The sequence below is a fragment of the Streptomyces sp. NPDC058240 genome (genome assembly GCF_042882135.1).
In the GTDB taxonomy this organism is placed as follows: domain Bacteria; phylum Actinomycetota; class Actinomycetes; order Streptomycetales; family Streptomycetaceae; genus Streptomyces.
The window spans coordinates 1-12,383 of record NZ_JBHVWT010000051.1; the positions used below are offsets into that span (position 1 = coordinate 1).

General features: G+C 70.0%; 13 protein-coding genes and 1 pseudogene. 8 read left to right on the plus strand and 6 right to left on the minus strand.

All coding sequences use genetic code 11. The features are described 5' to 3' along the window. The 5 genes and pseudogenes from ACFVX4_RS36255 to ACFVX4_RS36275 form a co-directional block, all read left to right on the plus strand. Positions 1–945 (plus strand): transposase (locus ACFVX4_RS36255; protein ID WP_389986048.1); only part of this gene is annotated, 945 nt, incomplete at its 5' end. Between the two features lie 4 nt (positions 946–949). Continuing rightward, positions 950–1,462 carry a putative immunity protein gene (locus ACFVX4_RS36260; RefSeq protein ID WP_389986051.1) on the plus strand — a complete coding sequence of 171 codons (513 nt, stop codon included), beginning with the start codon at positions 950–952 and terminating at the stop codon, positions 1,460–1,462. Further along, positions 1,459–1,668: pseudogene (locus tag ACFVX4_RS36265) on the plus strand (putative immunity protein); the annotation flags it as partial. The gene ACFVX4_RS36260 and the pseudogene ACFVX4_RS36265, both read left to right, overlap by 4 nt. Before the next feature lie 13 nt (positions 1,669–1,681). Further along, a complete protein-coding gene (locus tag ACFVX4_RS36270) occupies positions 1,682–1,918 on the plus strand; it encodes a hypothetical protein (RefSeq protein WP_389986151.1) in 237 nt (78 codons plus the stop codon). Positions 1,919–1,988: 70 nt separating this feature from the next. Next, a complete protein-coding gene (locus ACFVX4_RS36275; RefSeq protein WP_389986054.1) occupies positions 1,989–2,573 on the plus strand; it encodes a TerD family protein in 585 nt (194 codons plus the stop codon). A 260-nt stretch (positions 2,574–2,833) separates the two neighbouring features. Here ACFVX4_RS36275 and ACFVX4_RS36280 read toward each other — a convergent pair whose 3' ends face one another. Together ACFVX4_RS36280 and ACFVX4_RS36285 are read right to left on the minus strand one after the other, a co-directional pair. Then, on the minus strand, positions 2,834–2,995 hold the full coding sequence (locus ACFVX4_RS36280) for a hypothetical protein (RefSeq protein WP_389986057.1): 162 nt from the start codon (positions 2,993–2,995) through the stop codon (positions 2,834–2,836). Positions 2,996–3,318: 323 nt separating this feature from the next. Further along, positions 3,319–3,990 carry an FMN-dependent NADH-azoreductase gene (locus ACFVX4_RS36285; protein WP_389986060.1) on the minus strand — a complete coding sequence of 224 codons (672 nt, stop codon included), beginning with the start codon at positions 3,988–3,990 and terminating at the stop codon, positions 3,319–3,321. A 134-nt stretch (positions 3,991–4,124) separates the two neighbouring features. Between ACFVX4_RS36285 and ACFVX4_RS36290 the strand changes: the two genes are divergently transcribed. Next, positions 4,125–5,072 carry a LysR family transcriptional regulator gene (locus tag ACFVX4_RS36290; RefSeq protein WP_389986063.1) on the plus strand — a complete coding sequence of 316 codons (948 nt, stop codon included), beginning with the start codon at positions 4,125–4,127 and terminating at the stop codon, positions 5,070–5,072. A gap of 22 nt (positions 5,073–5,094) precedes the next feature. On the opposite strand, the gene ACFVX4_RS36295 is transcribed toward ACFVX4_RS36290, so the two are convergent. Genes ACFVX4_RS36295 through ACFVX4_RS36310 form a run of 4 tightly spaced genes read right to left on the minus strand, consistent with a single transcriptional unit; the run spans position 5,095 to position 9,803 of the window. After that, a complete protein-coding gene (locus ACFVX4_RS36295; RefSeq protein ID WP_389986066.1) occupies positions 5,095–5,559 on the minus strand; it encodes a nuclear transport factor 2 family protein in 465 nt (154 codons plus the stop codon). Positions 5,560–5,575: 16 nt separating this feature from the next. Beyond that, positions 5,576–6,508, minus strand: a complete 933-nt coding sequence (locus ACFVX4_RS36300; RefSeq protein ID WP_389986069.1) for an NAD-dependent epimerase/dehydratase family protein — start codon at positions 6,506–6,508, stop codon at positions 5,576–5,578. After that, complete coding sequence (locus ACFVX4_RS36305) at positions 6,508–9,357, minus strand: alpha/beta fold hydrolase (RefSeq protein WP_389986072.1); 2,850 nt, start codon at positions 9,355–9,357, stop codon at positions 6,508–6,510. The genes ACFVX4_RS36300 and ACFVX4_RS36305 overlap by 1 nt, the downstream gene beginning before the upstream one ends. Before the next feature lie 59 nt (positions 9,358–9,416). After that, a complete protein-coding gene (locus tag ACFVX4_RS36310; protein WP_389986075.1) occupies positions 9,417–9,803 on the minus strand; it encodes a 4'-phosphopantetheinyl transferase family protein in 387 nt (128 codons plus the stop codon). A 793-nt stretch (positions 9,804–10,596) separates the two neighbouring features. On the opposite strand from ACFVX4_RS36310, the gene ACFVX4_RS36315 reads away from it, so the two are divergent. Both ACFVX4_RS36315 and ACFVX4_RS36320 read left to right on the plus strand, forming a co-directional pair. Continuing rightward, complete coding sequence (locus ACFVX4_RS36315) at positions 10,597–11,376, plus strand: LuxR C-terminal-related transcriptional regulator (protein WP_389986078.1); 780 nt, start codon at positions 10,597–10,599, stop codon at positions 11,374–11,376. Between the two features lie 80 nt (positions 11,377–11,456). Beyond that, a complete protein-coding gene (locus ACFVX4_RS36320) occupies positions 11,457–12,251 on the plus strand; it encodes a LuxR family transcriptional regulator (RefSeq protein WP_389986081.1) in 795 nt (264 codons plus the stop codon). Positions 12,252–12,383 lie beyond the last annotated feature (132 nt).

Below are 12,383 nucleotides of genomic sequence, written 5' to 3' on the forward strand. Positions count from 1 at the left end.
AACTACACCCGCACCACCGCGCGTGGCGGGCGTGAGGCCGTGGCCCGCCGCGCCAGGACCGAGGACGGCGGTGACGGGCTGGCGCCCGGCCATCTGCGCATCGCTTCCCCCTACGACCCCGACACCCGCTGGTCCGCCAAGCGCGACACCTTCTGGAACGGGTTCAAGCTGCACGTGAGCGAGAGCTGCACGGATGCGTCCGAGAAGGAGCGCACCACCCCGAACCTGATCACGAACGTGGCCACCACCGCCTCCACCGTCCCCGACACCAAGGCCCTGGACGGCATTCACCAGCAGATGCAGCGCCGCGGCCTGCTCCCGGGCGGGCACTACCTCGACTCCGGCTACCCCAGCGCCGACCTGATCGTGAAGTCCCGCCACGCCCACGGCATCGCGCTGATCACCCCGGTCCTGCTCGACCAGTCCCGCCAGGCCCGCGAGAACACGGGCTTCCAGGCCGACGCGTTCACCATCGACTGGAAGTACCAGCAGGTCACCTGCCCCCAGAGCCGGGTCAGCTCCTCCTGGAGCCCGTGCACCCAGCACGGCCATCCGATGATCGTGGTCGCTTTCACCAAGCCGACCTGCGGCCCCTGCCCGGTCCGGGAGTCGTGCACCACCAGCCGTCGGGGCTTCCGCCAGCTCACCTTGACCCCGCGCCCGCTGACCGAGGCCCTGCGCACCGCCCGTGCCGAGCAGGCCGGCCGGGACTGGCAGGACGCATACGCCCTACGCTCCGGCGTCGAGGGCACCATCCGCCAGGCCCTCGCCGTCACCGACAGCCGCCGGGCCCGCTACCGCGGCCTGGCCAAGACCCACCTCGAACACGTTCACAGCGCCGTCGCCCTCAACCTCATCCGCCTGAATGCCTGGTGGAACGGCAAGCCACTGGACCGCCGCCACACCAGCCACCTCGCCCGACTCGAACTCAGCCTTGCCGCGTAGCCGAATGGGCAACAGGGTCGATGTTCCCGATGATCCGCGCCCCCGTGCCGCGATCGACGCGGCCTGGGCGTTCATCAACGGTGCCAGCAGGACGAAATTGCAGCGCGTCACTTCCCTCGACGCTCACCGAGCCGCCCGGTCCGCGCCCTCCGAAGCCGCGCGACTGGCCGCGCGATCCGCCGGCGACGCCGCATCGGCCGCATACTTGCACCCCATTGCCCAGGCCGGCCAGGTCGGCCACATCCTGCGAGCCTGCGCGAGCGCTGCGCGCATCGGGGAGATGGAGGCGGGCGGTGACCCCGCGATCGGGCTCGCCCTGGTGGAACGGTCGCGGCAGCGTGCGACACCGGTGCTCATCGACGTGCTCTGCCGCTACCCGCCCGCGACAGGCGGCAGCAATCGTGTCGCCCGGCTGATGAGCACTCTGGATCATTCCCTGCGCCAGGCGGCTGACCGGCCGCCAGAGCACACCGCAGCGAGCGGCGCCGATGCGCGCAGGAGGGGGTGCACGTCATGATCCTCCCGAAGGTCCGCGACCCTCGCTTCGTGACGATCCGCCGTGGTGGGACTCTCACTGACGCGGATCACCGTCTCCTCGCTCCATGGGCTGCCGCCTGTGCAGAGCACGTCCTTGGCCTCTTCGAGTCGGCCCAGCCCGGGGACCCGCGACCGCGCCAGGCGATCGAGCATGCCCGGGCCTGGGTGCGTGACGAGGTCAAGATGATGCAGGCCCGCGGTGGCGGTCGACCACGAGCGGGGGCTCACCTACGTCATCGCGCTGCACCGGGGCGACCCGGACAGCGGCCGCGCCGCGGGCGAGTGGGCCGACCGGACGGCCGCCGCCCCGGTCGAGCTGGGCGAGCACCCCGCGGAGCACGCCCGCCCCGCCGCGGCCGGACCGGCCGACGACGGCGTGGACCCGCGCCCGTCGCTGGTGCGGGACGCGTTCTTGTGCTCCACGCAACCGCACTGAGGGTGGTCCGAAGGCTCCCAGGCACACTCCAGGTGTCGTAGTCCGTCGTCAAAAAAAGGAAGATCCACACATGATTACGCTCAAGAAGGAAGACGGCCCGGCGGATCTGGACGGAGTGACTCATCTGTCCATCGGAGTGTCCTGGGACCCCACCGCCGGCAGCAGCGGCGGGGTGATGGGGATACTCCGTCGCAAGTCCGGTACCGACCTCGACCTGATCGCCGTCGCGATGCAGGGCGGAGACCCGGTGCGCCTGGCCGGCCTCGACTCCCTCGATCCGATGGGCAACGGCTCACTGGTGCACAGCGGCGACAACCAGACCGGGCACGGGGACGGGGACGACGAGACGGTGACCGTCGAGTTCGCGCGGCTCCCGTCCCACATCACGTCGATCGTGTTCGTCGCCGCCGCCTACAAGAAGGGCAGTTCCTTCCAGAAGGCACGCAACATCAGCTTCAAGGTGTACGACGCGACCGGGGGCACCTCCCAGCAGGTCGCCGACATCTGGCCGAGCCTGCTCACCCAGGACAACGGTTGCGCCGTGGCCAAGGCCATTCGCGTGGGCGACAGCTGGAAGCTCGAAGTGATCAATACGACGGGCAGGATCAAGCAGGGCAACGAGCACGCCCTGATGCGCTTCGCAGTCAGCAAGTAGTACGTGATGGCCGGCCCCGGGTCAGGTCCACGTCTGCTCGGTGGACCGCCGGGCGCGCCGGCGATGCCTCCCGGGGCGGCCACGCGAAGGTCACGAGCCGTCGCGCGCACGCCGCTCGGCGGGGCTTCCAGCTCGCAGGGGCAGGTCACCTGGATCGTCCGCGGCCGGTCGACGACCCGCATCCGTGGTCCGTCCGCGGGCCCTCCGGCGAGTACCGCCGCTTCCCACCCCACCGGGCTGCCTGTGTTCATGACAATAGTTTAAGTATCGCGCAACTGTTGAAGCGGAGTGGCCTGGCGCCGGTCCTCCGTGGCGTCGTAGGCGGAACCGCGGAGCGCGAGTCTTCCGCCCGCGGCGGCGACGGCCGACTGGGCGCCCTGGATGACGGGTGGCCGGTAGAACTCGACCGTGGGGACCACCATGCCCACCAGGGTCTGACCGGGCAGCCGCCCGAAGGGGAGGAGGCGGGGGCCCGCTGCTCGGGCGGATGACCGCGGTGGGGCTGCGTGACCCCGCCGTGCACGCGCTGCACCAGGCCCCGGTCCGCCAGGATCGTCACGTCGGCCGGACGGTCACCGCGGTCACGCCGAGCCGTACGACCAGATCGGCCGGGCAGGACGGAGCTCTCCGGCCAGTGCTTGCGGGTTCTCGGAGTTGCGTGGCGCGTGTCGTGGGTGAGGGTGTGTTTTCCGGGGTCCGGTCCCACGGAGGGGGCAGGCAAGGGTCGAGACCGAGTCCCGCCCCGTCAGCGGCGGGCGGACTCGCGGGCGCTCTCCACCGACTCCTTCAGGGAACCGGCGGCGATGTCCCGGAACTGGGCCAGCCGCGGCACATGGCCGGACTTCGTCATCTCGGAGTGCAGGAACTCCAGGTTCTCCGCGAGCGCCACCATGCCGAACGCGGCGCGCAGATAGGGCTCCTGGAAGTCGGAGCCGTGCCTGGGCGTCCCGGGCCCGTACGCGCCGCCGCGGGCCGTGGCCACGATGGTCCGCTTGCCGGAGAGCGGGCCCTTCCCGGTGGCGAGGTCCACGATCAGCGGCGGAATGGCGATCCGGTCGAACCAGGCCTTGAATGCGGACGGTACGGAGAAGTTGTACATGGGCAGGCCGATCACCAGGGTGTCGGCGACCAGTACCTCCTCGATCAGTTCCCAGCTGAGGGACCAGCTGGCCTTCTCCTCGGCACTCTGCGCAGCGTTGCGCGCCTCCGGGAGATCGCGGATGCCTGCGGTCTCCAGGCGGGTCACGATCTCGATCTGCGCCGCGTCGACATGCGGAACCGGACGGGCCGTCAGGTCGCGGTGGATATAGGTGCCCTGTGGATGTGCCGCCTTCCAGGCCACGGCGAACTCGGTGGATACCTGACGGGAGACGGATTCGGGGCGGGCGCTGGCGTCGAGGTGGAGCAGTGTGGGCATTCTGAACCCCTCTGTGGAGGATTGTTGGGAGGGCTTCCTATTCAACCGGTCAACACCTTTGTGTGTCCCGTATGTTGGCGTGACGGTCGACGACAGTCGGCGTAAGCCGGAGTGACGGTAGAAACGGTAGATACGTGCTCGACATACGGAAACTGGTGCTGCTGCGCGAGGTGGAGGCGCGTGGTTCGATCGCGGCGGCGGCCCAGGCCCTCAACTACACGCGTTCCGCGGTCTCGCAACAGCTCTCCGCGCTGGAGGCCGAGACGGGCGTCGCGCTGGTCGACCGGGGCAGTCGGCGGGCCGGGCTGACGGTGGTGGGCAGGGCGCTCGTCGAGCACACCGAGCGGATCCTGGACGGCCTGGAGACGGCCGAGTCCGAACTGCTCGCCGCGACCGGCAGGGTCCATGGGGAGCTGCGGGTGGGCGTGCCGTACCACGAGGGCCCCGCGCTGCTCGTCCCCGCGCTCACCCGGCTCCGGGCAGCCCATCCGGAGCTGCGGATCACCCTGCACCGCGCCGCGGCCTCCGAGAGCCAGCAGGCGGTCCGGCTGGGACGGCTCGACATGGTCATGGCGGCCCAGTACGACCAGGTGCCGGAACCCCGGGTGCCCGGGCTGCACGAGGAACCGCTGGCGAACGACCGCGTCCGGCTGGCGGTCGCCCCGGACGACGTCTCGCCGACCGCCGGCGGGTCCGGCGTCGTGGAGCGGAAGCTCGGCGAATTCGCCGACCGGTCCTGGATCCTCGACCGGGATTCGGGGCTCGGCAAGCTGGCGCTGCACGCCTGTGCCGCGGCAGGGTTCGCCCCGGACGTGGTGGCGGACACCGGCGACATGCAGGCCGCCCTGGGGCTGGTGTCGCTCGGGTGGGGGGTGGCTCTGGTGCCGGACCTCGTGCCCGACCGGCCCGGCTACCCCGTCCGCCGGATCCGTCTCGAAGGCCCTGAGCTCATCCGCCGGGTGTCCCTGGTGGTACGGCGCGGCGCCCTGACACGACCCGCCGTCGCGGCCGTCCTCTCGGCGTTGCGGGAGGGGGCCGGCGGGCTCGTGCAGGGCACCACGGCGCAGCAGCGGCCGAAGTAGCGACCGCGCCAACCGAAGGACGTCAGCTCTCGATCAGCCGGCGGAAGAGGACGGTGTCGAAGATGTCCTCCATCCGCACGGCTCTGCCGTCGCGCAGCGTCCAGGAATGGACGAACGGCATCGTCTCGGTACGGCCGCGTCTGGACGTCACCTGCCGGGTGCCGAACACCACCACCCGGTCGCCCGACTGCACGAACTCCTGCGGCTGCAGCCGCATACCGCTCAGCACGGTCGGAACATGGGCGAGGAACTCCTTGACACCCGTGTGGCCGTGCCTGGTGCCGCCCAGGCCGTACTCCGCCATCCCGTCGGGATGGATCCACTCCACGTCCGGAGCGAGGGTCTCCAGCAACGCCCCGACATCACGGGCGCCGAAGGCCCGGTAGGCGCGATGGATCAGCTCGCATTCGGCGGACCGCCCGGGGCGCCGGGACAGGTAGTCCGTCATCACCAGGGTCTCCATGCGAGTCTCCAGACGGGTCGGCATGAGGGACGTCCTCTCTTCAGTGGCGGACATGCTCGGGGTACAGGCTTTCGAGGGTGCGGCGGATGCCGTCGCGCCAGCCGACCCGGCACGGGCCGGTCAGCTCCCGGCGCAGCGTGGGGTCGAACCGGTAGGTCTCACGGGTGACTTCGCTGGGTACGAGCTTCGCCTCGATCCCGGTGAGCGCCTCCATGTGGCGCACGCAGTCGGTGATGCCGACCGATTCGTCGCCGCCCCAGTTGACCACCCGCGACGGGGCCGTGGCCGCGCGCCAGAGCGCGGGCACCTGAGCCACCAGATCGTCGGTGTGCAGCAGCGAGCACCAGTTCTGGCCGTCCAGGGGTACGGGGATGGGCTCACCGGCGAGCATGCGCTTGAAGTACAGCATCGGCACGCCGCCGTAACCGCCGGGTCCGTACGCGATGTTCAGCCGCGCGATCGTGGTGGGCAGGCCGAGCACCTGGGCGAAGGCCCGTACCGCGCCCTCGGTCCCGATCTTGCCCACGGGATAGGCGGGCAGCCAGTCCGCCACTCCGTCGACCGGGTCGGTCTCGGTGTACTGATGGTCCAGCGACCGGCGTGCGTAGAGGGCGCCCGTCGATACGTACAGGAATGACTCCGCGGTACGGCAGTGCGTCATCAGCCGGCCTGCGGCCACCGCGTTCACCTCGGCCGTCGCGTTGAAGTCGCCGTCCTCGCCCCGCCGCACGGCGGAGTGGAGGACATGGGTGAAGTCCTCCGGGGCGCCCTTGAGCGATTCCGCCGAGAGGTCGTCCATGTCCCACCGCCAGGCGGTGATGCCCTTCTCGGCCAGCTCCTGCTCGACGCCGGCGGTGCCGAAGCGGCCGAGGCACCAGACGTCGTTCTGCGTGGCCAGCGCCTCCGCCACGGGCCGGGCGACCTGCCCGGTACCGCCGGTGATCAGGATCTTCTTGCCTCTCGGCAGGCCCATCAGCGGGTCTCTCCTCGCTCGTTCGCCGACTGCTCCGCCGCGGCCCGGTCGGCCGCGATGCGGTCGGCGTCGCCCAGTGCCCGGTCCAGTTCCCGGCGCAGGATCGACTGGAAGGACGCCACGTGCTGCGGGCTCATCAGCGTGTAGTGCTCGCCCGGGACCTCGATGTAGCGGTTCGGCCCGGTCGTGTACTCGTCCCAGCGGCGCAGCTCGTTGTTCAGCCAGTCCTCCTTCGTGCCGCGCAGCGGGATGGCGTAGAAGACGTTCATCGACGGCACCGATCCGCTGGGCTCGTAGGAACGGCCCAGGTCGGTGAGCCGGTTGGCCAGCTCCGCCCAGGTCCCGAACTTGTCGGCGTCCAGGTCGAGTTCGGCGAGGCGGTCCGGCGGGGCCAGGGACATGAGGTGCGCCAGCTGCTCCTCCACGGGCCGCCCGCGCAGCCGGCCCGGCAGTTCCAGCGACTGCTTCCTGTCGATCAGGGCGAGGAAGTACGCCAGGTTGGCCGCAGTCTCCACGAAGTCCAGTTCGTCCATGCGGTACTTGATGTGCGGCGGCAGATTGAAGCTGCCGACGAAATCAACGCGCTCGCCCAGGGACCTGAGCACCTTGGCGATCTCGAACGCCACCGCACCGCCGTAGGAATAGCCGGCGACGGCGTACGGGCCGTGCGGCTGCCGCTCCCGGATGGCCGCCACATAGGAGTCCACCATCTGCTCGAAGGTCGCGAACGGCTTCTCGCCCTCGTTGAACCCCCGTGCCCGCAGGGCGTAGAACGGCCGGTCGCCCACGAAGTACTTGGCGAGGTTGACGAAGACCAGGACCTCGCCGACGCCCGGGTGGACACAGAACAGCGGGGTCCTGGTGCCGCTGGTCTGCATCGGCACGATCGGGTCGTACTCCCGCTCCACGGGGCCGGTCGGCCCGCCGGGGCTCGTCTGCCCGCCGGGGTTTGTCTGCTCGCCGATCCGGGCCGCGAGCGCCCGGACCGTGGGCGCCGTCAGCACGGTGATGATCTGCAGCCCCGTGACACCGAGCCGCTGTGCGACCTTGCTGCGCAACCGCAGGATGTCCAGCGAAGTCCCGCCCAGATCGAAGAAGTTGGCGGTGGTGCTGACCGTCGCGGCGTCGATGTCGAACATCTCCGCGTAGATCTCCGTCAGGACCTGCTCGGTCCGGCCCCGGGGCGCCGTGTAGCCGCCGAGCATGCGCCGGGTGAGGTCGGTGACCCGGCGCTGCTCCGTGTCGTACGCACCCGACTCCAGCCGCCTGCGCATCAGGGCGCGCTGGATCTTGCCGAGGCTGGTCTTGGGGAAGGCATCCTTGGGCAGCGGCAGGATGAGAGCGGGGCGGAACCCCCACTGCATCACCACGCTGCTGCGTACGGCGGTGAGCACCCGGTACAGCCCGGCCTGGTCGTCCGCCCGGACATCGGGGTGGAAGGCGATCACCAGCTGCTCGGTGTCGCTGCCGGCCGGACGGATCGGGAAGGCCGTCGCGTAGGAGCCCGCGACCCCGTCGAGCTGTTCGAGCGCCGTCTCGATCTCATGGCTGAAGTAGTTGACGCCGTTGATGATGACGCTGTCCTTGCTGCGGCCGACCAGGGTCAGCCGGCCCTCGTCGATCCGGCCCAGGTCGCCGCTGCGGAACCAGCCGTCGGCCGTGAAGGCTTCCTCGGTGGCCCGGGGGTTGTTGTAGTAGCCGAGGGTGATCATGGGGCCGTCGAGCTGGAGTTCGCCGACCTCGCCCTCGGGCAGCGTACGGTCGTCCGGGCCGGCGACCCGGATGCGCAGTCCGTCGACCGGGGTGCCCAGGCTTGCGAACTCCGCACCGTTGTCGATGTCGGGGAAGGCCGCCCGGGAGTAGACGCTGCCCGCGCAGGTCTCGGTCATCCCGAAGGCCGGCCAGAGCGCGTGCCGGGCGAGGCCGTACGGTGCGTACCGGTCCAGGAAGGCTTCACCGGTGGCGCAGACCACGGCCTCGCCGCCGCTGATGATGTGTCGCAGCCGGGTCAGATCGAGCTCCTCGCCGGCCTCGGCGACGCGCTCCGCCGACGAATTGAGCAGCCCGAGAAGGAAGTTGGGGGTGAAGGTCATCGTCACCCCGTGCCGGGAGGCGAGGCGCAGGAACTCCAGCGGTTCACCGAGGACGACGGAGGCCTCGACATGGAGCTGGCGGCCGCCCGTGCAGAGGGGGAGGAGATGGCACTCCAGCAGGGCGGCCACATGGTCGAAGGAGACCCAGTTCAGGGTGGTGTCCCCGGCGGTGAGACGGTGGTGGCTGTTCTTGCCCGCCATGGACGCCAGCAGATTGGCGTGGCTGAGCATGACCGCCTTGGAGTTCCCGGTCGAGCCGGACGTCAGCACCAGGACGGCCGTGTCGTCGGGAGCGGCGATGTGCGGGGCCACGGGTTCCGCACCGTACAGCCGGTTCAGCGGGGTGACGGTGAGTCCGGGCACCGGCGGCAGTTCGGCGGCCAGGGACTCGCTCGTGATGACCAGGGGCTGGTCCAGCAGTGTGTTCACATGGGTGAGCTGGGCGGCCCAGCGTTCGGGGTCGCCGCGCAACGGAGCCATCGGGCACGGGACGAAGCCGCCGAGCACGGCCGCCCAGAACGCGGTGAGGAACTCCTGAGGGCGCTCGAGGATCAGTACCACCTTGTCCAGCGGCCGCAGGCCGCGGGCGCGCAGCCCGGCCAGGACCCGGCCGGCGTCGTCCAGCAGCTCGGGGTAGCTCTGGTCGCGGAAGCCCGCGGTGGAACCGCCCAGGCAGTAGCGGATGCCCGAATCGGGGTGGTGCTGCGCGGCGCGGAGGAGGAGTGCGGCGATGCTCTGTGAAGGTGCGCGGTTCACGATGGTCTGTCTCTCCCGTTACCTCAGTGCGTGGCGGGCGTGGTGCATCCCGCGTGGACTCAGAGTTGCTGCACAGTGACGTTTCTGCCGGCGTCGGCGGGCAGTGCTACGGCTGCTGCCCAGCCATCGGGCACGGCCGCCTCGGTCACCCACCAACTGGTCGGAGTGGCCAGGGCGTCGGTGGTCACATGGGCGGGTCCGGGGGCCCAGGCCCGGGTCTCCAGCGTGGTCAGATCGGCGACGATCCCGATCCCGACGGCCTTGAGCACCGCCTCCTTGCGCGTCCAGCAGCGCAGGAAGAGCCTGGTGCGGGCGGATCCTTCCGGCTCGGCGAGCACGGCTCGGCGTTCGCGTGGTGTCAGTACGTTGCCGGTGATGTCCTCGACCGGGATGTTCCTGACCGCTTCGGTGTCGACCCCGACCGGGAACGGTGCGACGGCCAGCATCGCGAGACCGGGGGAGTGGGAGATGCTGATGTGACGGGCAGTCGAGGGGCGAACCAGGGCGGGCGGGCCGTGCTCGGTGCTGCCGCATCCCGGACAGGGTTTTCGGCCAAGTGAAATTTCGTTGGCCCCGACATGAAAATACGTGGCCAACAGGCGACGTACCGCAGCGCGACAAGAGACGTATTCGGCCGTTGACCTGGCTGATCTGAATTGGTGCGCCCGAGCCAGTTCTGCGCTGTCGAGCAATTCCAGATCGGCTTTGCTGTACGAGTCCGTCGTTGTGTGCCATGACCACACATGGACATCGGCCTCGGGCGGCTGGGGCCGGTGGGCAGTTGCGGAGTGGAGGGGCTGTGCGCGGACTGTGCTCACCGGGTGACCGTAGGCCCGAAGTGGCCTGTTCCGACGCTGGATTGACAGCAAACGGTCACCGGCGCTACCGCCCGTGAGGGGGTGGGTGCCCAAGGTGGCCCAAGCGGAAGTGGGAGTTATTGCTTCCGGGGGTCGGTGTGCAACTTGTTGACAGGTGGGGCGGAATGGGTCGTCATTCTGGTGGAGGTGCCGGTTCTGTGCAGTCCTTGCGGGCGTCGGCGAGCCGGGATCTTGTTGACTGGTTCCAAGCCAGCGAACTAGTGTCTGGGCGGGCTATCTGGCCTATCTGGCGTGAAAGTAATTTTCGGTTGAACTGTTGTGTCGTCAATATCTTGACTGCCGACCCAGAAGAGATTTCGATCATCAATACTGAGGGCCGAAGCGGTCAGGAAGCGGATCCTGGGTAGCCGAGGGGACACATGTGACGGGTGTGCTGATTGAGCCACCAGCGGACGGGGCGGACGAAGCGACGGCTGAGGAGCATGCCGCGCATCTGGAGGAGACGCTGCTGCAGGCTCGCGCGCTGATCGAGTCCACGGTCTCCCTGTACCGGCAGCGACCTGCCACCGCTTCCGCGGTGGCGCCCACCGACATCGCCGTGCTCGGCGAAGCCCTCGATCAGGTCATCGGCCGTGCGAGACACTCGGTCAGCGTCGCGCTGACCGGCTCCGGCGAGTTCGCCGATTCCGTACTGCGCCTACTGGCCCTGGCGCCGCCCGGAGCCGCGTTGCGGGTGCTCTGTTCCGCCGAAGCCGCGGACGCCTCGCTCGCGCGGCTGCGCCGGCTTCCCGGGGCTCAGCTCGAAGTCCGGGTCTCCGAGCGCGAGTTGCGTGAGATCGCCGTGGTCGACGGCTCCGCGGCACTGGTGCGCGGGGCCGCCCAGAGCGACGGGCCGCAGGCCACCGTCGTCAACGACGCCGCGGCCGTACGCGCCCTGGAGCTGCTCTTCGCCGGCGCCTGGGCGCGCGGTCGCAAGCTCGCCGACCACCTCGGTCTGAGCCCGCGGCTGCGCAGCGAGCTCACCCGGAACATCCTGGAGCGGCTGCGGGCCGGCCACACGGACGACACAGCGGCACGTGATCTGAACGTGTCACTTCGCACCTACCGGCGTCATGTCGCGGAGATCATGCGCGAACTGGACGCGCACTCCCGGTTCCAGGCCGGCGCCCGTGCGGTGGAACTGGGACTGCTGTCGGGATAGGAGCAAGAGCTGTTCGCGATGGGTCCGTCGTTCGGGCGGCCCGTCGATGGAAGTACCAACGGGGGATGGTGGAGTTCGACGTGTCCAGAAGAACAGAGGACGAGCTGGAGCACGCGTTGCTCGAGGTTCGGGAACTGATCGAGTCCACGGTGGCCATCCACCGGGACCGGAGCTTACGAGAACAGCAGATCGCCACGGTCGAAGGCGGCTACGGCGCCGTGCTCGAAGCCGCCGAGGAGTTGATCGAAGGAGCGGCCCACACCATCGACATCGTGCACGCCCGGATGCCCGCCTCCAGTGAGCAGCCCGACCGTGCGGAGAAGTCCGAGCGCGATCTGATCTACAGGGCGGACGAAGCGGTCACGGTACGGCTGCTCGCCAGCCCCGCGCTGCTGGACGAATCCTTTGTGCGGGAACAGCTCGGCCGGGAACGGCCGGTGGCGATCCGGGTGGCCCGGGTGCCCCCCTTGCAGGCGCTGCTCGTGGACGGCACCACCGGGCTGGTGGTGGCCGAATCCGCGGTCGGTCGCCGGGCCTCGCTGATCCGGGCCCCCGAAGTGCTGCACACCCTGCGCACCCTCTTCGCCAGCGTCTGGAGCAACGCCGTGCCCGCGGGCGAGCGCATCGTCTTCGGCGACCGCGACCGGGCCACGCTCGCCCGGCAGATCCTGGGCGCCCTGCGGGCCGGTGTCACGGACGAGGTCGCCGCCCGTGAGCTCACCGTCTCGGTCCGCACCTACCGGCGCTATGTCGCGGAGATCATGGCGCTGCTCGGTGCCAGTTCCCGCTTCCAGGCGGGTGTCAGGGCCGCCGAACTGGGGCTGCTCCCGCCGGCCTCGGTGCCCGGTGCGGGCGGCGCGGGCTTCCGCCCGTAAAGGCGTCCTGGCAGCTTCCTGAAAGGACCGTTGCCGCTTCTCGCCCAGGGCAGTTGTATGGGTCGTCGGGAACGGGATTCCTGCTCTTTCGGAAATCCCGTCCCCGACGGCAGGCCATCCCCCGTGCCCCGC